The 24,263-nt window shown below is 41.0% G+C and carries 21 protein-coding genes; 2 read left to right on the forward strand and 19 right to left on the reverse strand.

Annotated elements, in window-relative coordinates; translation table 11 throughout:
• Positions 1–13 precede the first annotated feature (13 nt).
• Positions 14–619: a class IV adenylate cyclase gene (locus PSF27_RS10635; RefSeq protein ID WP_272681429.1), complete on the forward strand. Its 606-nt coding sequence runs from the start codon at positions 14–16 to the stop codon at positions 617–619.
• Positions 620–621: 2 nt separating this feature from the next.
• Here the strand turns inward: PSF27_RS10635 and lolE are convergent, their stop codons facing one another.
• The 3 genes from lolE to lolC are packed head-to-tail and all read right to left on the reverse strand — an operon-like array spanning position 622 to position 3,765.
• Entirely contained in the window at positions 622–1,869 is a 1,248-nt protein-coding gene (lolE, locus tag PSF27_RS10640) for a lipoprotein-releasing ABC transporter permease subunit LolE (protein WP_206086395.1), read from the reverse strand.
• Positions 1,869–2,570 (reverse strand): lipoprotein-releasing ABC transporter ATP-binding protein LolD, encoded by a 702-nt coding sequence (lolD, locus tag PSF27_RS10645; RefSeq protein WP_206086394.1) that lies wholly within the window; start codon positions 2,568–2,570, stop codon positions 1,869–1,871. The genes lolE and lolD overlap by 1 nt, the downstream gene beginning before the upstream one ends.
• Positions 2,563–3,765, reverse strand: a complete 1,203-nt coding sequence (gene lolC, locus PSF27_RS10650) for a lipoprotein-releasing ABC transporter permease subunit LolC (RefSeq protein WP_206086393.1) — start codon at positions 3,763–3,765, stop codon at positions 2,563–2,565. The genes lolD and lolC overlap by 8 nt, the downstream gene beginning before the upstream one ends.
• Positions 3,766–4,041: 276 nt before the next feature.
• Here lolC and mfd point away from each other — a divergent pair, with 276 nt between their 5' ends.
• The gene (mfd, locus tag PSF27_RS10655; RefSeq protein WP_206086392.1) at positions 4,042–7,485 is read left to right on the forward strand and encodes a transcription-repair coupling factor; all 3,444 of its coding nucleotides are present in this window, start codon (positions 4,042–4,044) and stop codon (positions 7,483–7,485) included.
• A gap of 51 nt (positions 7,486–7,536) precedes the next feature.
• Here mfd and umoD read toward each other — a convergent pair whose 3' ends face one another.
• From umoD to acpP, 16 genes are all read right to left on the reverse strand, one after another.
• Positions 7,537–8,130, reverse strand: coding sequence for a UmoD family flagellar biogenesis regulator (gene umoD, locus PSF27_RS10660; RefSeq protein ID WP_206086391.1), 594 nt, complete (start codon positions 8,128–8,130; stop codon positions 7,537–7,539).
• A 572-nt stretch (positions 8,131–8,702) separates the two neighbouring features.
• The gene (locus PSF27_RS10665; RefSeq protein WP_206086390.1) at positions 8,703–10,007 is read right to left on the reverse strand and encodes an NAD(P)/FAD-dependent oxidoreductase; all 1,305 of its coding nucleotides are present in this window, start codon (positions 10,005–10,007) and stop codon (positions 8,703–8,705) included.
• Positions 10,008–10,423: 416 nt separating this feature from the next.
• Entirely contained in the window at positions 10,424–12,043 is a 1,620-nt protein-coding gene (locus PSF27_RS10670) for a bifunctional metallophosphatase/5'-nucleotidase (RefSeq protein WP_206086389.1), read from the reverse strand.
• A gap of 39 nt (positions 12,044–12,082) precedes the next feature.
• Entirely contained in the window at positions 12,083–13,435 is a 1,353-nt protein-coding gene (locus PSF27_RS10675; RefSeq protein ID WP_272539438.1) for an OprD family outer membrane porin, read from the reverse strand.
• A gap of 1,354 nt (positions 13,436–14,789) precedes the next feature.
• Entirely contained in the window at positions 14,790–15,812 is a 1,023-nt protein-coding gene (nagZ, locus tag PSF27_RS10680; protein ID WP_272681430.1) for a beta-N-acetylhexosaminidase, read from the reverse strand.
• A 47-nt stretch (positions 15,813–15,859) separates the two neighbouring features.
• Positions 15,860–16,732: a phosphotransferase gene (locus PSF27_RS10685; RefSeq protein ID WP_206086626.1), complete on the reverse strand. Its 873-nt coding sequence runs from the start codon at positions 16,730–16,732 to the stop codon at positions 15,860–15,862.
• The gene (gene lpoB / locus PSF27_RS10690) at positions 16,725–17,303 is read right to left on the reverse strand and encodes a penicillin-binding protein activator LpoB (RefSeq protein ID WP_206086386.1); all 579 of its coding nucleotides are present in this window, start codon (positions 17,301–17,303) and stop codon (positions 16,725–16,727) included. The genes PSF27_RS10685 and lpoB overlap by 8 nt, the downstream gene beginning before the upstream one ends.
• 2 nt (positions 17,304–17,305) lie before the next feature.
• Positions 17,306–17,719, reverse strand: a complete 414-nt coding sequence (locus PSF27_RS10695) for a YcfL family protein (protein ID WP_272681431.1) — start codon at positions 17,717–17,719, stop codon at positions 17,306–17,308.
• Positions 17,719–18,069 carry a purine nucleoside phosphoramidase gene (hinT, locus tag PSF27_RS10700; RefSeq protein ID WP_206086385.1) on the reverse strand — a complete coding sequence of 117 codons (351 nt, stop codon included), beginning with the start codon at positions 18,067–18,069 and terminating at the stop codon, positions 17,719–17,721. Before hinT ends, PSF27_RS10695 begins: the two co-directional genes overlap by 1 nt.
• A gap of 47 nt (positions 18,070–18,116) precedes the next feature.
• Complete coding sequence (locus PSF27_RS10705; protein ID WP_206086384.1) at positions 18,117–18,908, reverse strand: metal-dependent hydrolase; 792 nt, start codon at positions 18,906–18,908, stop codon at positions 18,117–18,119.
• A 12-nt stretch (positions 18,909–18,920) separates the two neighbouring features.
• Positions 18,921–19,913, reverse strand: coding sequence for a DNA polymerase III subunit delta' (gene holB / locus PSF27_RS10710; protein WP_206086383.1), 993 nt, complete (start codon positions 19,911–19,913; stop codon positions 18,921–18,923).
• A gap of 12 nt (positions 19,914–19,925) precedes the next feature.
• Positions 19,926–20,552 (reverse strand): dTMP kinase, encoded by a 627-nt coding sequence (gene tmk / locus PSF27_RS10715; protein ID WP_272681432.1) that lies wholly within the window; start codon positions 20,550–20,552, stop codon positions 19,926–19,928.
• A gap of 6 nt (positions 20,553–20,558) precedes the next feature.
• Positions 20,559–21,581 carry an endolytic transglycosylase MltG gene (gene mltG / locus PSF27_RS10720; protein ID WP_206086381.1) on the reverse strand — a complete coding sequence of 341 codons (1,023 nt, stop codon included), beginning with the start codon at positions 21,579–21,581 and terminating at the stop codon, positions 20,559–20,561.
• Between the two features lie 44 nt (positions 21,582–21,625).
• On the reverse strand, positions 21,626–22,456 hold the full coding sequence (gene pabC, locus PSF27_RS10725) for an aminodeoxychorismate lyase (protein ID WP_206086380.1): 831 nt from the start codon (positions 22,454–22,456) through the stop codon (positions 21,626–21,628).
• Positions 22,457–22,605: 149 nt separating this feature from the next.
• Complete coding sequence (gene fabF / locus PSF27_RS10730; protein ID WP_206086379.1) at positions 22,606–23,856, reverse strand: beta-ketoacyl-ACP synthase II; 1,251 nt, start codon at positions 23,854–23,856, stop codon at positions 22,606–22,608.
• A gap of 78 nt (positions 23,857–23,934) precedes the next feature.
• On the reverse strand, positions 23,935–24,171 hold the full coding sequence (acpP, locus tag PSF27_RS10735) for an acyl carrier protein (RefSeq protein WP_206086378.1): 237 nt from the start codon (positions 24,169–24,171) through the stop codon (positions 23,935–23,937).
• Positions 24,172–24,263: the final 92 nt, after the last annotated feature.

Here is a 24,263-nt window from a genome sequence, read left to right on the forward strand (position 1 = left end):
TAAGGACGTTAATATGAGCGAGCATTTTATCGGTAAATATGAAGCTGAAATTAAGTTTCGCTTAGTAGATCACGCGACATTCCTGCAAAAAATAAAAACCGACCACGCAGAACCTTTCACAGAGAATAATTCAGAAACAGACTATTTCTATGAAAGTACTCACCAGCCTCTTGTAAATAATAATATCAGTATGTGTGTCCGTGAAATGATCCCTTCTGGAATCAAACTGTGGATAGTCAAAGGCCCTTCATCTTCAGAATGCAAAGCCATTAATATCGATGACTGCCAACACGTACAAAATATGCTAGTCACTTTGGGCTATCATTGCCATTTAACGACGACGAAAGTCCGTAGTATTTATTTTCTTGGGGATGTCCACATTACAGTAGACCACCTTGACGGCATCGGTTGGTTTGCTGAATTTGCCATTATGACGGATGATGAATGCCTACTTGGGCACTACTATCAAAAATTAATGTTGCTCGCAAAAAGGTATGATTTTACTGAAGAAATGATTGAAAAACGCAGCTATAAGCAAATGTTTTTAGAGAAAAAACAAAAAAACGCCAAGTATCATCATCTCGATGAGAAAGATACCTTGGCGTCTAGTCTATTATAGCATTATTGGCCGCTTAAAATACGAGCGGGGTCTAATTTACTTGCACGGCGTGCAGGATACCAGCTTGCTAATAAACTTAAAATAATGGTAGTAATTAATACATACACCACATCCATAATATGCAATTCAGAAGGCAAGAAATCGATAAAATACACATCCCCAGAAAGAATTGGATGCCCTAAAACAATCTCTAATCCTTTAATAATACTAGTTAAATTAACCGAAACCAAAACACCAAGCACGACCCCAATCAATGAACCAACTAAACCACCAAGCAAGCCATACCATAAGAAAATGGCACGAATTTGCCCGTCCTTCGCCCCGAGAGTCCGTAATACGGCAATATCGCTGCTTTTATCTTTAACTGCCATGACTAACGTCGATACAATATTAAAGCATGCCACGCCAATCACTAAAATCATCGCTAAGTACATAATACTACGTACCATTTGGATATCATTGTACATATAGCCATAATCACCAATCCAACTTTTCACAATAACGTGGTGCATTGTCTTTAGGCCAGCATCATAGACAACTTTATCCGCCTCAAAAGGATTTTCTGCTTTAATTTCAAAGCCACTAATACCATCACCGTAATCCAGATATTGCTGAGCATCCTCTAATGGTATTAACGCTAATTGGTGATCAAGTAACCCACTGAGTTTAAAAATACCCGCAACTTGCACACGTATACGTTTAGGTTGTTGAATTTTTAAGCTTTCATCAGTGTTGGGGATCATGATGGTCACCCAATCCCCTTGCTTTACATTCAATGCGTCTGCAACACCTTGGCCTAAAATAATCGATTGATTACCTGCGGCAAAATCTTTCCAAGCATCATTCAACACAAATTGCGGCAATGCACTGACCTGTGACTGAGTTTCTGGGGAAACCCCCATCACTTGAATCGCCTTTAAGTTTGCACCGCGCTCAAGCAACCCTGTAAAATTCACATACGGACTAACGCCTTCAACGCCTGGTGTTTTGCGAATAACCTGCTCAGCAAAATCCCAATCTTTATACGGCGGTTTTACTGCGTAAATTTGCCCATGAGGCACCACGGATAGCACGCGATTATTCAATTCGCGCTCAAAACCATTCATGGCACTGAGACCGATAATAAGCACTGCAACACCCAGCACGATCCCTAATGTTGAGACAATCGACACCAAAGATACCATGCCTGTACGCCGACGCCCGCGGCTAAAGCGTATCGCCGCAAGGAGTGTAAGAGGTAACTGAAACATTACCGCGCCCCCAACGTAATTTCCTGCTGTAAATGGCCATCACGCATTTCTAATTGACGAGATAACCGACGAGCGAGCGTCATATCATGGGTTACCACCAAAAATGCCGTGCGTTGCGTGCGATTCAATTCGCCTAATAGCTCAAAAATGGCATCTGCATTGCGCAAATCGAGATTCCCAGTCGGCTCATCCGCTAGTACCAACGCAGGTTCATTCACCAGCGCCCTTGCAATCGCAACACGTTGACGCTCCCCGCCAGATAACTCGGAAGGGCGGTGATCTGCACGATGTTCTAGCCCCACGGCTTTGAGCATTTCTTTCGCTTTAGTAAATGCAATCTCTTTTGCTGTAGCGCCAATCAACAACGGCATTGCTACGTTCTCAAGTGCAGTAAAATCAGGTAAAAGGTGGTGAAACTGATAAATAAAGCCTAAATCTTTATTACGAATGGCTGCGCGTTCATCAGAGGACAATTGATTAATATGTTGGCCACGGAAAATCACATTACCTTCTGATGGCGTATCTAACCCACCCAATAAATGTAATAACGTACTTTTCCCTGAACCTGAACTACCGACAATCGCCATCATTTCCCCTTGCCCCATAGAGAAACTGACATTTTTCAACACTTGCGTCGACAATGAACCTTCTTGATAGGTTTTACTTAAATGTTCACAGACAAGAAGTGGTTGTTTATTCATAACGTAAAGCCTCAGCAGGTTGAACTGCTGCTGCACGCCAAGAAGGATAAAGCGTCGCAAGCAGTGAAATAAGCATCGCAGAAACTGCAATAATTAAAATACCTGAATAATCAAGTACAATTGGCAAAGAAACCCCTTTGGGTAATAACCCAATTAACGGCATAATGACATTGAGTTGGCTTGACAAAAGCGTCCCTAAAACCGTTCCAATCAACGTACCGATAATACCAGCCCCTGCACCTTGGATCATAAATATTGCCAAAATACGCCAACGCTTTAAACCCAGTGTTTTTAAAATTGCCACTTCACCTTGTTTCTCCATGACAAGCAAAGAAAGTGAGGTTATGATATTAAAGGCCGCAACAGCAATAATTAGGCTCAGGAGCAAACCCATCATATTTTTTTCCATGCGAACCGCTTGGAAAAACTCCCCTTTGCGTTCACGCCAGTCCGTCCACACAAGTCCATCAGGCAAAACCTGCTTACTGAGTGTGTCAACTTTCAATGGTTCATTTAAATACAGTCGCCACCCCGTGATATTCCCTGTGGGATAACGCAGCATTCTCGCTGCATCTTGAGCAGCAACAATCAATTCGCTAGTATCAGCTTCACCATTTGTTTGGAAAATACCTGCAACCGTAAATAAACGCTGGCTTGGAATACGCCCCATCGGAGTCAGTTGGCTAACACCTGGAATAATTAAACGGACATCGTCACCTCGTTTTACGCCCAATGTGTCTGCTAATTTGCTCCCCAAAAAAACATGGTAGCGTCCTTCTTTGAGGTCACTCCTGTTACCACTAATAAGTTTATCTAGTAGCAGTGAGTCCGCATCAGGTTCGATACCCGCCATTACCCCAACCCCAACATTAGTGCGACTTTGCAGTACCACATCGGACTGGACGATGGGCGCAATATGGCTCACGCCTTGTAAATGTTGCAAGCCTGTAATAGGGTGTTTTGCTGGGTCAATATTTCCAGAAGCCGATGTTAAAATAGCCTGCGGCATATAGGCAAGTATGCTATCTTGTAGCGAACGTTCGAAGCCGTTCATCACGGATGTCACCGTAATTAAGGCCATGACCCCCAGAGTGATACCAATAGCCGATAAACTGGAAACAAAACGTCCAAATTTATCCGCTGCGCGCCCACGCAAATAGCGCAGACCTATAAATAATGAGACAGATTGGTGCATGAAATCTTTAATGCCCCTGTTGCCAAAGCGAAGTGTTCAGCGATAATAAAGGCTACGATTGATGAATGGAACCACTCAACGGTTTTTTTTCTGCTTTCCCCCCTTTTTTGTCTGAATTTCAGACAAATTACAGGCTGAAATGAGTTGTTTTGCTGTTAATTTTATAGTTTAACTATCGGTTAATTTATTTAAGTGTTAATTATCTAAAGACTGTCTATTATTGTTCTGATGTTTGTTTAACTGCTAACTAATCGCTGTGAGATACCAAAGATTTCTATGTCCTCAAAATTTCGTTATGAACTCCCTAGTCGTAGTGGCGATGTTCGCCATTTAGGTTGCCTTATTGGGGCGGCTGGTGCACTTGAATGTGGAGAAATGATACAACGTCATCACGGGCCTGTTGTCATTGTGACGCGAGATATGCAAAATGCATTACGCTTACGAGATGAAATTCAACAGTTTACATATCACCCTGTAGAGACGCTTTCTGATTGGGAAACATTGCCTTATGATAATTTCTCTCCACATCAAGAAATCATTTCTCATCGTTTATCAACACTTTACCGTCTATCTTCTTTGCAAAAAGGGGCATTAATTCTTCCTGTTAATACCTTGATGCAAAAAGTCTGCCCACCTGATTTCTTAACGAGCCATGCACTCGTCATGTCAAAAGGTGACAAATTATCACGTGACAATTTACGTGATGAATTGGATAAAGCAGGCTATCGTCATGTAGAGCAAGTGTTAGAACACGGCGAGTATGCAACCCGCGGCGCTTTGCTTGATTTGTTCCCAATGGGGAGTTCACTGCCCTTTCGCATTGATTTCTTTGATGATGAAATCGACAGTCTGCGTACCTTCGATGTGGATACACAAAGAACATTAGAAGAAGTCGCTCGCATCAATTTGCTACCTGCTCACGAATTTCCAACAGACAAGGACGCGATTGAACGTTTCCGAAGTCAGTGGCGTGAACGTTTTGAAGTACGCCGCGACCCTGAGCATATTTATCAACAAGTCAGCAAAAATACATTACCTACAGGTATTGAGTATTGGCAGCCATTATTTTTTGCTCAACCATTACCATCACTGTTCGACTACTTACCGTCCTCAAGCCTGATTGTTTCTCAGAATTTACAAGAAGCCGCTGAGCGTTTTCAAATTGACACTCAACAACGTTATGAAAGCCGTGGTGTTGACCCTATGCGTCCTCTGCTCCCTCCAGCAGATTTATGGCTTACCGTTGAGCAACTCAACCAAAATTTAAAACAATGGCCACGAATTCAACTTTCTTCTGAGGCGCTACCTAAAAAAGCGGCAAATACCAATTTAGATTATTTGCCATTACCTGATATCAGCACTCAAGCGCAAAGCAAAACACCATTAGAAAAGCTTCGCCAATTTAGTGAGCAATTTGACGGCACGCTCGTTTTTTCTGTAGAAAGTGAAGGCCGCCGTGAAACAGTAACAGAGTTATTAGCACGGTTAAAAATTCGCCCTGAAATCATTGAAAGCTATACAAGCCCAATTACCTCACGCTTTGCGATTACTATTGGTGCAGCCGAGCGCGGTTTTATTCAATCAGATGCGAATAAAGCGCTGATCTGTGAAAGTGATTTATTAGGTGAACGCGTAGTTCGTCGTCGTACAGATAATCGCCGGGCGATTAATACAGATACCTTAATTCGTAACCTCGCAGAGCTGCGTCCAGGGCAACCCGTTGTGCATATTGAACACGGTGTTGGCCGTTACCAAGGGCTAATCACCCTTGAGGCTGGCGGTATTAAAGCAGAGTATTTAATTCTCACCTATGCAGGAGAAGATAAGCTATATGTTCCTGTTTCTTCACTGCATTTAATTAGCCGTTATGCTGGTGGGGCCGACGAAAATGCGCCACTGCATAAATTGGGCAGTGATAGTTGGGGACGTGCTCGCCAAAAAGCAGCCGAAAAGGTACGTGATGTTGCTGCTGAGCTTCTTGACATTTATGCACAACGTGCAGCAAAAGCAGGTTTTGCATTCAAACATGACAAGCAGCAATACCAAGAATTTTGCCAAGGTTTCCCCTTTGAAACAACGCCTGACCAAGAAATGGCCATCAATGCCGTTTTGAGTGATATGTGTCAGCCACTGGCAATGGATAGGCTCGTCTGTGGGGATGTTGGTTTCGGTAAAACTGAAGTTGCCATGAGAGCGGCGTTCCTTGCTATCAATAATAATAAGCAAGTCGCTGTTTTAGTACCAACCACCCTGCTTGCTCAACAACACTATGATAACTTTAGGGATAGATTTGCAAACTGGCCCGTTCGTATCGAAATGCTTTCTCGATTTAAAACCGCTAAAGAGCAACAACAAATTATTGCTGATGCTGCTGATGGCAAAGTCGATATTTTGATTGGGACACACAAATTATTGCAAAGCGATATTGTCTGGAAAGATTTAGGCCTACTGGTTGTCGATGAAGAGCACCGGTTTGGCGTTCGCCACAAAGAACGTATTAAAGCAATGCGTGCGGATGTGGATATTTTAACGCTTACCGCAACACCTATTCCTCGCACGCTGAATATGGCCATGAGCGGAATGCGAGATTTATCCATTATTGCAACCCCACCAGCACGTCGATTAGCCGTAAAAACCTTTGTTCGTCAATATGATGAGTTAGTTGTCCGTGAGGCAATTTTGCGTGAAACTTTACGGGGGGGACAAGTTTATTATCTGTATAATGATGTAGAAAATATCGAAAAAGCCAAAGCACGACTTGAAACGTTAGTTCCTGAAGCCCGTTTTGTTGTCGGGCACGGACAGATGCGCGAGCGCGAGTTAGAAAGAGTCATGACCGACTTCCACCATCAGCGTTTTAACGTTTTAATCTGTACCACCATTATTGAAACGGGTATTGATATTCCAACGGCTAATACAATTATTATTGAACGCGCAGATCACTTTGGTTTAGCACAATTGCATCAGTTACGTGGCCGTGTCGGCCGCTCGCATCACCAAGCCTATGCCTATTTGCTGACGCCTCATCCAAAGGCAATGACGACTGATGCCCAAAAACGCCTTGAAGCGATTTCATCTTTAGAAGATTTAGGCGCAGGCTTTGCGCTCGCAACTCATGACCTCGAGATCCGTGGTGCAGGCGAGTTGCTGGGCGAAGACCAGAGCGGCCAAATGACCACTATCGGCTTTACATTGTATATGGAATTATTAGAAAGTGCAGTCGATGCGTTAAAAGAAGGTCGTGAGCCGTCATTAGAAGACTTAACGAATCAACAAACTGAAATTGAATTACGAATGCCTGTCTTATTGCCAGATGACTATATCCATGATGTGAATATGCGTCTTTCATTTTATAAACGTATTGCCAGTGCTAAAGACAATCAGGAACTGAATGAATTACGCACAGAACTCATCGACCGCTTTGGTAGCCTACCCGATGCAGGGAAATTTCTACTGACCTCTGCTGCTATTCGTCTACAAGCACAATCTTTGGGAGTGAAACGTATTGAAGCCCATGAAAAAGGTGGCTTTGTTGAGTTTGGTGAAAAGAACAAAGTTGACCCAAGCTTCTTGATCAGCTTGTTACAAAACCAACCAAAAACGTATCGTTTAGATGGCCCTGTACGCTTGAAGTTTTTCCATGATTTAGCCGATAGAGTCACGCGCCTTGACTTTATCAAACAGTTATTGACTGATTTTGAAGAACACCTGCTTGCTTAACTTATAAAAATAGCGGCCATCAATTTGGTGGCCCTTGTCCTTAAATCGAATTTACTCAAAAAAGCCTAAAGTATTTTTATTAGGTTGTAGCCTCAAGACACCAGAAGTACTGGAGAGTGGTTGTTCGTTTTGGTGTAAACAATAGAATGGTAAAAGTTCTTTAACATCACTACGTACGGTTTCACAAATTGAATTTGAAGGCGATAAATCTAAGCGCCCATCTTCATTTAAGGGTATAAAAATCGAAGGTGCATAAGATGTTCTAACCTTACCAATCGTTTTACCTATCTGATAAACCACATCATAACCAACGGTCACCAGCTCCATCCTTTGTGTCTTCACGCATGTTTTATTTTGATTATCAAATAGAGATGGAACGCCTTTACCTTGGAGGGCTTCAATCATAAAAATTATTTTGCACTCATTTTGTGCAGGATGAAAACGCGATAAAGACTGCTGATTAAAAGAACCAAGTACCCCCGTTAGCGTACAGTTTTCATATTCAACCAAACGATTCGCCTTTATTGGTTCAACAGATAGGACGGTGGCGAGCTTTGCTTCAGGCTCTCGAATAAACGATGAGACAGCAAACGAAACAAGACAAATCGCTACTACCGCTAATAACAACTTAAATTTTAGCTTCATCAATTTGCCCTTATTAAATACCCGTATATCTATTGTAACGACTAAGTGAGAGAATTCGAACGTTGCTAAGATAATTCACATTTTTTTAGAATTATCCTAACTTAGTGTCAATAAACTATAATGATTTTATTATTCTGATATTCATTATTAGTGTAATATTTAACAAAGTAAATTAACTAGCTGGCACTCAACGTTCATAAACTCGGCCTAGTGTTTTTTCAGTTCTATCTTTGTTTATAAACATACCGCTATATAAAATATAAATAATAAATTTAATAAAACTATTTGTTATTCATAATATATTTCTTAAAACAATTATTAACATTAATAATTTTAATTATTCAAACATCACCCATGATGCTTGTTACAATATTAAACGATTTAATCTTACTGAAGATTGATCTGAATAGGTTTAAATGCAAATACCACTTAACCACATAAAAATAAATAAATTGGCGATTTATATCAACTTCAATAAGCTGAATTGTCCTATCAAAAATTAATGCACTGGATCACCTTTGCAATCAAGTGCATTCTATTATTACGTATGTTTATTTTTCCACCAATAAAAATTAGTGCAATTTAAGCTTTGGCCTAATAATTCGGTTAATACTGCCGACTAACATCATCAAGCCTGTTTTAATATATCCATGCAGTGCAATTTGATGCATGCGATATAACGAAATATAAACAAAACGAGCAATACGTCCTTCTACCATCATATCACCACGCATTAGGTTACCCATTAAGCTACCAACAGTACTAAAACGCGAAAGTGACACTAAAGAACCATGATCTTTATAGATATAGTCTTTAAGCGGTTTATCTTTCATCATGGCAAGGATGTTATCGTAACATAAACTGGCCATCTGGTGTGCAGATTGTGCCCGTGGCGGTACAAAGCCCCCCTCAGGTTTTGCACAAGATGCGCAATCACCAATAGCAAAAATCATGTCATCCAATGTCGTTTGTAATGTCGGTTTCACAACTAACTGGTTGATTCTATTTGTTTCTAACCCTGCAATATCTTTCATAAAGTCAGGCGCTTTAATCCCAGCAGCCCATACCATAAGATCTGCATAAATTTTGCCATCTTCTTTGGTATTTAACCCATCTGAATCAGCACTAGTCACCATAGTTTTCGTCAATACATTCACACCAAGCTTATTCAGTTCTTGATGTGCGGCTCCTGAAATTCGCGGTGGTAATGCAGGCAAAATACGTTCCCCCGCTTCAACCAACGTCACATTTAAAGCGTCTGTATCTAACCCTTTAAACCCATAACTCGTTAATTGTTCCACTGCATTGTACAGTTCAGCCGACAATTCAACCCCAGTAGCACCACCACCAACAATGGCTATATTCACTTTCTCCTCTGCATTATCACGCACAGAATAGCGCAGGAATAGGTTTAGCATTTCGTCATGAAAACGGTGAGCTTGATGAGGATTGTCCAAGAAAATACAGTGATCTTTCACGCCAGGTGTACCAAAGTCATTCGATGTACTTCCCAGTGCCATCACTAAAATATCGTATTCAAGCTCACGTAAAGGAACCAGTAACTCACCGTGCTTATCGTGCAATTCACCTAACACGACTTTTTTATTTTCACGATCAATATTCGTTAATGACCCTAATTGAAAGTTAAATGCATTATGCCTTGCATGCGCTAAATAACTGATAGCATCCACGCCATCATCCAATGAACCCGTCGCTACCTCGTGTAGTAATGGTTTCCATAAGTGGCTAGGATTACGGTCAACAAGCGTAATCTGCGCTCGTTTCTTCCTGCCTAGCTTTCGGCCCAAACGTGTTGCTAACTCTAAGCCACCCGCACCACCACCAACAACGATGATTTTTGGTTGAGATAAGGTCATAAATTCCTCGAACAAATATATTAAAATTATTTAAGATTTCTAGTGATAAAAACCTTAGATAACAATAATTAACACTCTCATTTGCCCCAAAGAAGTTCAGAATATCATGCTTGGTCTATTGGTAATACCAAATATTGATTCACATCAATTTACTTGATTATTATGATATCGACAACCTGCGTCAAATCATTTCTTATCAGCATATGAATCGAGTCAGCTCGAAACCATTAAATATCAATCATATGATTAAATTCATATCAGTATTAATGATAATAAGAATCATTATTCTATCATTTTTATTTTAATACAAACAATTGATTATCTTTAATTGGTAAGATAACTGGATGAATAACAAACAATAAAAAACCCGAAGCGCTTAGCACCCCGGGTTCCAATCATTTAAATATCAGTTTGGATTATTTTATTTTTTTGATACGCACGTCAGTTGGTACTGAAACTGGTGAGTTATCTTTGAAGTATTGCATTAATGCTTCGTTATCTGGCACGCTGTAAACACGGTCTTTACCTTCATTAAAGGCAGAGAAACGGCTACCACCCGTTGCTAAAAACTCATTTGCTGCAACACGGTAGGTTTTCTTCATGTCTAACGGTTTACCATTTAACTTCATTGAGCTTTGGATGACTTTATCACCCACTGCGCGGCTGTCATCCCACTCATAATAGAAACCTTTAGACACTGGCATCACTTGTGGACGTGCACGATCCCATTGTTGTTCAAGTGCTTGTTTAATTTGAGCACCTGTCAGCGATTGAGTCACAACCACATTAGAGAATGGCTGAACAGTAAAGATATCGCCGTAAGTCTGTTGACCCGCTTTCATGTCAGCACGAATACCACCACTGTTCATGAAGGCGATTTGTGCCCCACCCGCATCTTTTGCTGAAGCAACATACAACTGACCATCTGCAATAATTTTACCTAACGTTGAGTCCCCACCAGACAATAATTTTTTGTCTGAATCCGCACTCAGAGACCCCATCACTTCTTGCGAAATTGGTAACGCAATTTTTTCGTATTTTTGTACGAAAGTGGTTAGCTCAGGGTTTTTCTCATAACGTTTTGTTTCAACTGGAATGTTTTTCGCTTTAATGCTAACAATATCTTTTGTTTTTCTATCAATTTCAATATTTAGCTGAGACAACAACGTACCGTTAGACTGTGCAGAAATAACCGTTTTACCATTAATTTCACAGTTATACGCCTGATGAGTATGCCCACTAACGACAAAGTCAACAGCACCATCTAATTGATTAACGATATCAACGATTGGGCCTTTGATATTATCACAACGGTTAATATCTTTGACTTTAGTATCAACTTGTTGGGTTGCACCTTCATGGATCAACACACCGATGCTGTTAATGCCTTGTGCTTTTAACAATTTAACTTGATTGTTGATGGTTTCAACTTCATTTTTGAATTCTAAACCTGCGGTGCCGCTAGGTGTCACGATAGCGGGGGTACCTTCTAACGTCAAACCAATAAACGCCATTGGAATACCATCAAACTCTTTAATAAAGTAAGATGGGAACAGGGTTTCTCCTGTTTCTTTCACAATCACGTTTGCCGCTAAATAGTTAAAGTCCGCACCAGCAAAAGAGTCTTTACCGACACAACCTGCAGTTGGGTGGCAGCCACCATTTTGCTTTCTCAGCAGCTCTTCTTTACCTTTATCAAACTCATGGTTGCCTACTGCGCTTGTTTCCATACCAATTGCACTTAATGCTTCGATGGTTGGCTCATCATAGAACATAGAAGACAATAATGGGCTCGCACCGACTAAGTCACCTGCACCTACCACGATAGTTTTATCGTTTTGAGCACGCAGCTGGTTAACTAAGGTTGCGATAGATTCTATCCCACCTAATTTACCATCACCTGGCGCTTGTAATGCACCGTGGAAGTCATTGATACCAATAACTTGTACTTTTACTGTGTCGGCCGTTTTGGTAGCACAACCTGCAAGTAGCGCTCCCGAAATCAAAACGGTCAGTAATCCAATTTTATGTTTCATTTTTCAATCCTTTTATTATAAACAGCACTCAACTACCGACTACATTTTGAAGCGATAAGTTGTGGTCATAGAGCCTGACAACGAGTGTGCACGACGTGAGTGGCCGTCATACAGCTTTGGTGTGGTATAGTCGTTTTCTTGCTGGTGGTGCCAACCCAGACCGCCACTCAGTGACACAGATAAGTTTTCTGTTGGTTTCCAGTAGCTAAACAGACCAAATTGACCTTGCTTTAATCTTTCGCCTTCATATTTGAATTCTGAATAGTTAGTACGCGCACCAACAGACAGCTCTTTGCTTACACGGTATTCTGCCGCTAATGCAACCATGGTTTCACCATCACGTACATAGTCGATATCTGCATATGCTGGTGAGTTAAAGCGGCCACGAGTATTACCAATCGGGTTACGGGCAAATTGACCTACACCATTCGCTTTTTTCGCTTGGGTATAGGTTAAGCCAGTACTTAGTGTCCACGGTGTTTCTGGTACACGCCATTCAGCGGTTCCTGCATAGTGCCATGCACGTTTATCAAAGTTACGTTTGCCTTTTGCATCGTTCGTTTCAGTCCGTTTACCGTCACTACCGTACTCGTGATTATAAATTTGTGTGCCGAGCGTTAAGTCAGAAGTCAGCTTATATTTTGCTTCAAGACCCTGCTGACGGAATAAATCGTCCGCTTGACCATAAAAATAATGCACTTTCAGTGGTTTTGTATTGTAGTTAATACCACCAGTGATCACGTGATTAACGTTATGTCGTACACCATTACCATCCGTAAAATACATTGCATCGATATTTGGACTATCACGACGCATGACTTTCTTATCGAGATATAATAAATCCAAGCTCCAATCATCAATCGCTGTATTGGTGTAATAACCACTGTAACTGTTTAAAGAGAGACGTTGTGAGTTAGTAAAAATACCCGTATTTTTTAGGGTAAACCAACCTGCTTTTGCATTAAATTTAACAGGGTCTAAATCCAGTTTAACTTTGGCATAACGTTGACCAATTTTGTTATAACCTTTCGCATGACCATCATCGTTATATAAAATTGCACGAGAGGCGAAGTCTTTACTCGCGCCTAACTTAATACCGCCGTAGTAAGATGCATCAAAGCCAATCACATCAGCAAAATAACCTGATTTAAAATCGGCTTGAAAGTTTTGCCCCCATGCATTAGCGACTTGTTTTCTGTAGCGTTGTTCGTCTTTATCAAAACGGTTTTCTGTTTTCAGGTATTTCCACATATTACGAGTAGACAGCTCTAACTCTGAGTCCGCAATAAATGCGTTTTCTTTGATTGAATTTTCCCAGTTGCTCGCATTTGCCATAGTAACTGCTAAATAGCAAGGAGAAAGCATTAATAGCGCAAGATTTTTAACTTTCATTGGAATTAACCTAGTTAATGATTATTTGAATTAATTTTATGTTGAGTCATGTTGCCATGAACAACAAATCACCATTTTTTATTTTTAGCTTAATAAAACAATTTAACTTAACGATAAACAAAAACGTCCATTTCAAACACTAAAGTCATTTTTTAAATAAAAAAAATTCAATACAGCAATTTAGCCGCATGCGTGTTTACTTTTTGAGTTAATAAGGTGTTGCCCCTATTGTTAAAAATTAATTAACTTTAATTATTATCAGAATCCCTTACTCATTTTTAGCGTTTAATTTAGGTTAAGATCAAACAAGGCCAGTCAATTTTCAATCAACATAGAAAGTATAATTTGCACTTAAACTCGCAGTGTTACTTATTCTCTTTTTTTTGGGCAAAACTCCCCCTTGAGAAATAAACATCTCAGAATTTACAGCACTATTTGACTTAATATATTGTTTGCGAATGGCTTTCTTTTTCAATGCACTGTATTTATCAACGCATTGTCATAAAACTATCATAATAGGAATGCTATCGTAATTTTACGTCAATTAAAACGATCACTGTCACAACGTGTTACATAAGTTGCATTAAATATCTAATCAAATGTGACCAAAGTCACATATAAATGACATTTACCTTTTATATAAATTGAGCGACACATAAATAGGAAATCATACTCACCTTAAGGAAATAAGGAAAAAACCTTTAAAATCTGGAAGTAACAACAATCATATGCTCTCATTTTTTCATGTATAGGTTGTTATATCCCCATTCCTTCTGTCAATGCCTTATTGGATTTTGGAATATCAAATAAATATGCACCTTTAATCCAGTTTACTAGGTTGGATAATGTGTTTGATTTTTATACAAAACGTTTGCGTCAATTAATAACTAAAAATAACAGTAGGTTAATCCACTCAATTTGATTCACTTAATTAATTTAATAATAAGTTAAGCTTATGAACAAAAATAAAATCAATTAAGAAAATAACGGAAGTAAACCTCAGATTATTTCAACCTTAAACAAAATTATTGGTTTAATATTCCTAATTTTGGCACCAGCTCTAATCGCCGTGCTTATAGTTTTTTCTTATTCTTAGTACTATATTGTTTCATTTATGTTCTTTTTCGGAAAAAATTAATTTTCAATATAAAATACGTTTTTTGTTTTTTTATTTATATATAATTTCAAAAAATTTAACCTATATAAAAATTATTTAATACGTTACGGGTAACGCATGAGATACAAAGTTATTACATTCTCCTATTTGAAATATTGCATATTTAGGTTAATTATTGTGCAAAAAAAAACCAGTCAGATATTTCATCTCACTGGCTTCGTCCGTACTTGCTTTCAATTACTGTTTAAACTCTTGCCATCTATGATGTAATTCAACCAATTTTTGATTGCTTTCCTGCCAACGTGCCGCACTTTGTAGTTCTTTCAGACTGTATTGCCGGCCACTGTGGTATAGCTTCGACGCTTGACTAGCTTGTTGCTTCGGTAGGTTATCCAATACACTCACTGCACCTTCGCGGTTATTACAAACAAGGATCATGTCGCAACCCGCATCCAGGGACGCTTTTGCTCTTTCAGGGTAACTGCCCATAATCGCTGCGCCTTCCATCGATAAATCATCGGAAAAAATAACGCCATTAAAGCCTAGTTGCTCACGTAAAACGGACTTTAACCAGAAAGACGACCCGCTTGCTGGGCGATCATCAGCCTGCGTATAAATAACATGTGCAGGCATGATGGCATCCAGTAATTCCCTTTGAATAAAATCTTTAAAAATCGACATATCTTTGCCACGGATCACATCAAGCGCACGATCATCCCTCGGTGTTTCTTTATGGGAGTCAGCTTTTACTGCACCATGTCCAGGGAAATGCTTCCCTGTTGTTTTCATCCCAGCGCTATGCATACCTTTAATAAAACGCTCAGCCATCATCATCGCCATGTCGGGATTTTCATGGAATGAACGCTCACCAATAGCAATACTTTGATGACCTAAATCCAGAACAGGTGCAAAACTAATATCAATATCCATCGCTATCATTTCTGCGGCCATTAACCACCCCGCCTCTTCTGCTAGCTTGGCACCGGCATGCTCATTATTCAGTGCTGCAAATGCTTGTGCTGATGGTAACGCGGTAAAACCATCGCGAAAACGTTGTACCCGTCCACCTTCTTGGTCTACCGCAATCAAGAGCCGATTTCTTGATGCATCCCGAATTTGACGTACCAGTTCACGCAACTGCGCTGCATCATGAAAGTTACGGGTAAATAAAATTAAGCCGCCCACTAGTGGATGAGCTAATATTTCACGTTCTTCATTGTCCAGTTCATACCCTTGGACATCTAGCATTATCGGGCCCATAACCTGCCTCACTTATTTCATTATCTGTATATAGGTTTGCCAGGCATTTAGCCTAACAAACTGAAATATTGTCGTAGTGGCTGAGAGTGTATCAAAAAGTCAGAATGCCGACTTTCATTCCACTGCACTTCATACCACATTAATGTCATATATTTTACCCAAGGAGACCATAAATTACAGTGATGCATTAACTGAAATTTATCATGGTAAGCGCCCTGAATATCACAATATTGCGTCAGAAATTGCTGACGCTGATGCACGGTCAAGTTATTGAATTGAAAATAAGTCTCCAGCGAAAACGCAATATCGGTATTTGCAGTATATTCCCAATCCAATAACATCAATTTGCCATCTTCTTGAATAAGAATATTTTTAGGATGAATATCCATATGGGCAGGTGCCAATTTCAACGTCTTTGGCATCTTTTTTTGTAAAAAGTCTCGGTGAATCCGCTTCCAGCGAGGAGAAAAACGTTGTGGGTCAATACGTTTCCCATAATGGGCAATTTCAGCCCTTAAGGGTAACGTGTAGGTCAATAATGGTGAACAATGCAAAGTAGCAATCGTATTAGCGAGTTCCCGCTGAAATTCGACTGAGCAAAATTTTTTATCGCTAGGGTGTCGTCCTTCACGCCAAGCTAAAACTAACCACTCGGCGTTATGTGCAACCACCGCCTGCGCAAAGGGTAAATGCTGAATTTGCCGTAAGATACGAGCTTCTTTACGCCGAGAGACATACAAGGCACTTTGCCGATGTGTATCCGCTCGAGCAACCAGTTTAAGCAGATAATTGGATTGATGACTTTCAACTAAAAAGCTGCCACCAGACAACCCCGCCAAGGGAGATATTTCCCAGCACTGTGCTGAAATTGCTGGGAAATGTGTCGAAAGTAAAGCAAGTAATGACGGTATGTCACTCAATATTCTTTTTTCCAGTCCAAATGATTTCACCTGTCTGCACTTCCATTAATTGCATCTCAAGGCGACGGTCTTTGTTTGAGCCTGACATCACACTATAAATCACATAATTTGCCTGTACATAACGACCCAAACCAATTGCTTTACTACGAGTCACAAGGCTATCTTCTTGAGATAAACCCAGTGTCTTACGTGCTGCGTTAACCACATCTTGTGGAACGACATTAAAACGCTGCGTATTTTCCACCGCGGACATCATATTTGATGTAATTAGCTGAACAGGAAGTGAACCATTTGTATTATTTTTAACTGAATCAACTAACAAAACTTTACCAGGTTCCACACCATCAGCTGCAACCATTTGTGCGACTAATGGTGATATCGCCGCAGACCAGTCCGTTGTTTGTTGCTTAGGTGGTGTTGGTACCTTATCTGGCGGTGGCGGAGGTGTCACCTCTGGTTGTTGTGGCTCAATAGGGACAATCGGTGGTTGCTCAACCGGTTGCTGTGGTGGGTATGACGGACAGCCTGCCAAAATAAGCGTTGCCGCAGCAACCATTAAGATCCGTTTCATTATTATTCTCCGGCCTTAGGGGATAAAAATACATGAATGCGCAGATTATCTGCACGAGGTGAAGAGGTTATCGCACGAATTTGTTCTGTAGAGCTCGGCAATACTAATTGTTCTTCCACTGCCGATGTATCCACCCTCAACCCTTGCTTGTCGTACCAATACAAGCGATAAGCAATATTTACCGCTTTTGATCCCACATTGCTAACATTGATGGTGGCAACATGTTGATGGTTTTCTACTCTGATAATTGGGTTTTCAACAATAATCCCTTGAGCTAAAACAACAGGTTCCATAATCACACGCTGTTGTTCATTAAAAACCAAGCCTTGCGGTTTTTTATAGAGGCAACCACTCAGTGCGGCTACCACTGTAGCAAGTAATGCAATGCGGTTTATTGTTGCACCCAATATTTTCATTATTTTGCCAATAATGGGCCTAATGGGCGACCACCCACTAAGTGCATATGGATATGAAAAACTTCTTGGCCTGAATGTTCATTGCAATTCATGATTAAACGGTATCCGTTTTCTGCAATGCCTTCTTCTTTCGCAATTTTGGCTGCAACAGTAAATAAACGGCCAAGAGCCAGTTCATCATCCTGCGTCACATCGTTTACCGTTGGGATAAGCTTATTAGGGATGATTAAAATGTGAGATGGCGCTTGTGGCGAAATATCACGAAAAGCAGTGACCAGCTCATCTTGATAAACCACATCCGCAGGGATTTCTCGACGGATGATTTTGCTGAAAATGGTTTCTTCTGCCATGTTAATTTCCTTAATAATTCAAGAATGATTTAATTAGCGTGTATTGATTATGCGTTATTCACGCCGACATTTAAATGAAACAATCGATTGAAATTCTGTGTGGTGATATCAGCCATCTCCTCAACACTAACGCCCTTGAGTACAGCCATGTATTCAGCCACATCACGCACATAAGCAGGCTGATTTTCTTTTCCACGGTGAGGAACTGGCGCTAAGTATGGTGAATCCGTTTCAACGAGAATTCTATCCAACGGGACAATTCGTGCGGCTTCGCGAATTTGTTCTGCATTGCGGAATGTCACAATACCGGAAAATGAAATGTACATACCTAAATCAAGCAGCTCGATAGCCGTGTCTTTATCTTCCGTAAAACAATGCAATACACCGCCGCACTCCATCACCTTTTCTTCACGTAAGATTGCCAGCGTATCTTCCCGTGCTGAGCGGGTATGGACGATAACAGGTTTATTGACCTCTCGGCCAATACGGATATGTTGGCGAAAGGACTCCTGCTGTAATACTGCATTTTCTTGTTGATAATAATAATCTAAACCTGTTTCGCCTAATGCAACGACTTCTTGCCCAGCAGCAAGTTGCGCTAAACGCTCGAAATCGTACCCTTCATCCAAATTGAGAGGATGAATACCACAGGAAAATGCAATATTTTCTCGTTCACCAATAAGCGTTTTCATTTTTTCAAAACCTGGCAGCGTAGTTGCCACCGCTAACATAAAACCGACATCACGAGCGGACGCTTTTGCGATGACATCATCAACATTAGCATGTAATTTTTCATAATCTAAACAATCGAGATGGCAGTGTGAATCAACAACAAACATATTTAACTCTTTTTAAAATGAGGGGCTCGCCAGTAAGGCTTCCCATTGTAATAATTGATTAGCCAGAAGCAGTTCCTGATTTAATGCAGAAACGGTCAGTAATTGGTAGCGACAGTACAACCATTGCTCATAAATATCATGAAGTTGTGTACGGTTCATCATGGACGCCAATTGCATCACTTGAGCACTATAGTCCTGGTTAATGCAAAACTGCGCTGCGCCTTGCTGAACCTTGATAGCATCTGCTAATAAGCTCAATAACCAATTTAGAGACATCACTGCATCATCTATATTTAATGAGGGTAACAAACCTAGCATATCGCGATTTTGTAATGCTAATGCCATGTTATGGCATAATGCAGCGCGCTTTTGCCATAGATTATCATCAAGTAGCGCTAATGCCGCGACGGGTGCGCCTTGGCAAAGCTTTAAAGCGGTAACCGCATTATCCATAACCAAATTTGGCTTTTGCTTTTGCAGCCAATATAACGCGATTTGTGAGTCTGGCGCAGGTAAAAAGTGGCTCAAACAACGGCTGCGGATAGTCGCTAACAAATTTTCCTGTTTTTCACTCACTAATAAAAAATAAGTGTCTTTAGCGGGTTCTTCGAGGGTTTTCAGTAGTGCATTCGCCGCTGCATCGGTAAGTGCGTCAGTGCTGGGAATATACACCACCTTGCTACCGCCCTGCTGCGCATGACTACTCAAGGTTTCAATCAGTTTTCTAACCGCATCAACGCTGACCGTTGATTTACCTTTTTCCACCTCAATGACATGGTAGTCTGGGTGTGTTCCCGCTAACATCAAACGGCAACTATGGCACTCACCACAGCTTTTCATCCCATCACGATTTTGGCAAATTAACCAGCGGCTAACCCCATAACACAATGCATCTGCACCGTTGCCTGATATGGAATGAAGCAACAAGGCATGGTGACCCCGACCACTTTGGTAAGCCGCAATCATTTGCCGGTAAGGCTCATTTAACCAAGGATACCAATTCATGCCTTCAATACCTTATTTCGCTAACCATTTAAGTAACGCAGTACGAATATCGTTTTGAACTTGCTCAATATTTTGGCTTGCATCAATCGTTATTATGGATTTATCACTCGCTGCAAGTTCCAGATATCTCTCACGTGTTCTTTCAAAGAAAGCCAGCGACTCTTTTTCAATTCTATCTAATTCACCCCGTGAACGCGCACGTTGTAGGCCAAGTTCTGGTGATAAATCAAGATATAACGTCAGGTCGGGTTTAAAATCACCTAGCACTAAATCACGCAAGGACTGCATTAAATGGCGATCAATCTGGCGTCCACCACCTTGATAAGCTTGTGATGACATATCATGGCGATCACCGACAACCCATTTTCCAGCGGCAAGTGCGGGTTTAATCACGGTATCAACCAATTGCACTCGGGCAGCATACAGCATTAAAAGCTCGGCTTTATCTGTGACTTTATCCCCTTCAATACCTTGTTTGATGAGCTCTCGTAGCTTTTCTGCTAGCGGTGTCCCCCCTGGCTCACGGGAAAAAACGATATCGTTGATACCTGCATGGTTTAAAGTATCAACTACCGTATTGATTGCGGTGGTCTTCCCTGCGCCTTCTAATCCTTCAATAACAATAAATTGGTTTTTCATGTTTTATCAGTTTTGCTGTTCAATTTGACGGTAAACTTTGACGGCACGGTTGTGGTCATTCAAGTTACGGCTAAAGGTATGCCCCCCTTTGCCGTCCGCGACAAAATACAAATAATCTGTTTTGGCTGGATGTGCAGCTGCTTTAATGGATGCAATACTTGGCATTGCTATCGGTGTTGGTGGTAATCCATCAATTTTGTAGGTGTTGTATTCTGTGTAATTATCTAAATCACTACGATAAATTTTACCACGATATTTATCACCCAAGCCGTAAATGACGGTTGGATCGGTTTGTAAACGCATTTTTTGCTTCAAGCGATTGACAAATACCGAGGCAACTTGCGAACGTTCGCTGTCAACACCCGTTTCTTTTTCAATGATTGATGCCATTATCAGCATTTCATACGCATTTTTATACGGCAGATCCCTATCACGCCCCTTCCATTCATCTTCAAGGCTAGCCTGCATGCGCTTATGTGCACGTTTCAAAATCTCAGTATCCGCCGTTCCAGCAGTATATAAATAGGTATCAGGATACAGCCAACCTTCTAAGGTTCCTTCCCCTTTAAAGTCAATCGCATTGTAGAGTTCAGTCGGTGTCATTTCCGTTGATTTATGCGCTAAGTATGGCGCATCACGCAGGATGTTACTCCAATCTACTAAACGATTACCTTCAATAAAGCGAATAGAAAACTGCGCTTCTTTACCGCTTACGATTAATTTTAGTAGCTGTTCTACATCCATGTCAGGTTGCAAACGGTATGTGCCCGCTTTAAGCTGCGCCAATTCAGGTCGCAATTTCAGTAACCATTGAAATTCATTGCCCTGCTCAATCAATTTTTCATTAATAAGCAATGCTTCAAAAGCCACACGTCCAGTCCCCGCAGGCACAGTGAAAATCTTTTCTTCCGTAAGGTTAATCGGTGTTTTAGCGTAATTCAGTACTTGGCGATATTGCAAATAAAGTGCAATCGCCACAACGGTAATCAGAACAACAGCAATTAAAATGATTTTTTTAGCTAATTTCATTTATTGACCACATCAATGCGTATTAGGACTTTAATTTATGCAAACTAGATTTTGCAGCGCAAAAATAAGTATTCGAACAGCTCCCGTGATGCATAATGCAACGGATTTTCTTGTGAAGCTATTTGGATGCTTTTAACGGGTAGAACAGGCATCAACGCATTACACATAATCACTTCATCGCAGTGAGCTAATACTGACGCGAACCGCTCAACTTCTTCAAGATGGTACTGACTCCCTACTAATAACGCTATGATCTTTTGTCTCATTAATCCGTTCACCCCACAATGCGATAATACAGGGGTATAAACAGTTTGCCCGATACGCCAAAATACATTTGCACTACAACACTCAATAATGATGCCATCTGTATCGAGCACAATCGCTTCATCCGCTTGAGCCTCATCGATTTCCTGGCGGATCAATACTTGCTCAAGGCGATTTAAATGTTTCATCCCTGCCAATAATGGATTTCGAGAAACAGGTGTTTGGCTCAATATCAGCTTAGCCCCTTGGCATTGTAACTGAGTATAGTGTGATGGAAAGGGGGAAACACTGACAATAATGGTAGGCTGAGTAAAGCCTATAGAACTGTAACCTCGCCCACCTACACCACGGCTGATAATGACCTTTAGAACAAATTCTTCATCCACTTGTTGTGTACAAATTTCCGTTAAATGATGTTCTAATTCACCCCAATCAGGTGCGGTAATTTTTAATCTTAAGCAGTCACGTGTTAAACGCGCAATGTGTTCTTTGAGCATCTGCGCTTGCTGATTCACTCCATGAATGGTCGTGAAACAACCATCCCCGAACGCAACGGCGCGATCAGAGACACTAATTTGTTGACAAGGTTGGCCATTAACCCAATATGACATTGATAATACTTATAATAAAAGCTGATAAATCAGACAGTAATCAGGTAGAACTATCATAAACTAAAGCACAGAGCTGTGCAAAGAAGCTGGCAAAATAAAGCCCCAGTTGCATACACAACTGAGGCTGAATTAATGGTGGAACGATTTGATTATTCTGCGTGGTAACGGCGGAAAATCAATGAACCGTTTGTGCCACCAAAGCCGAAGGAGTTACACAGAGCGTACTCCATGTTCTCAACTTTACGTGCTTTATTCGCAACGAAATCTAACGTACAACCCTCATCAGGGCTGTCTAAGTTAATCGTTGGAGGGACAATTTGATCACACAAAGACAAAATCGTGAAGATAGATTCAACCGCTCCTGCAGCACCTAATAGGTGACCTGTCATGGATTTCGTCGAACTCACTAACACATTTGAGTCTTCACCAAATACAGACATAACCGCTTGTGCTTCCGCTAAGTCACCTGCATTGGTTGATGTGCCATGGGCATTGATGTAACCCACTTCGCTCGCCTTAATGCCAGCATCTTTTAGCGCATTTTCCATTGCTAATGCAGCACCTTCACCATTTTCTGGCGGAGATGTCATATGGTAAGCATCACTGCTCATACCAAAGCCAGCAACTTCTGCGTAAATTTTAGCGCCACGTGCTTTCGCATGTTCATATTCTTCAAGAATAATGATACCTGCACCATCACCGAGAACAAAACCATCACGGTCTTTATCCCAAGGGCGACTTGCCGCTTGTGGGTCATCATTGCGAGTTGATAGAGCACGCGCAGCACCAAAGCCTGCCACACCTAATGGTGTCGTTGCTTTTTCAGTACCGCCTGCCAACATAACGTCTGCATCGCCATAGGCAATCATACGTGCTGCGTGACCAATATTGTGAACGCCCGATGTACATGCTGTGGCAATAGAAATGCTTGGACCACGTAAACCGTACATAATGCTTAAATGGCCCGCCGCCAAGTTAATGATTGTCGATGGCACGAAGAATGGGCTAACTTTACGAGGACCACCTGCCATCAGTGCTTCACAGTTATCCTGAATTAACCCTAACCCGCCAATACCAGAACCAATCGCTAAACCGATACGAGTAGCATTGGCTTCTGTTACTTCCAATCCAGCATCTTTAAAGGCTTGGAAGCCTGCTGCAATACCATATTGAATAAATGGGTCCATCTTCTTCGCATCTTTGCGAGAGATGTCAAAATCTTCGTAATTGAAATCTTTTACTAAGCCAGCAAATTTAGTTGCGTGGTTAGTAGTATCAAAATGTTCAATGAGGCTGATACCACTCTGTCCGTCACAAACAGCTTTCCATGATGACTCAACTGTGTTGCCGACAGGAGATAACATGCCCAGTCCGGTTACGACTACACGACGCTTAGACACGTATTTCCTCCAAGGAGGGAAAAGTTACAAAAGGAACATAGGCGATCGAGTGATCGCCTAGACATGTTTTTCGTACAATTATTTAGATGCGTTCTCGACGTAGTCAATCGCAGCCTGTACTGTTGTGATCTTTTCAGCTTCTTCGTCAGGGATTTCGCAATCGAACTCTTCTTCCAGAGCCATAACCAGCTCAACTGTGTCAAGAGAATCAGCGCCCAAGTCATCAACAAATGAAGCTGCATTTACAACTTCTTCCTCTTTAACACCCAGTTGTTCAACGATGATTTTCTTAACGCGTTCTTCGATAGTGCTCATACTATTAAAATTCCTATCAAAACTCGCTTTCGCGATGGTTTTCGTAGTTTATGAAATACAGGAAAAGATACAACCCAATCCCGGCTGTTGGA

Origin of the sequence: Providencia sp. PROV129, from assembly GCF_028482245.1 — a bacterium.
Lineage (GTDB): Bacteria > Pseudomonadota > Gammaproteobacteria > Enterobacterales > Enterobacteriaceae > Providencia > Providencia vermicola.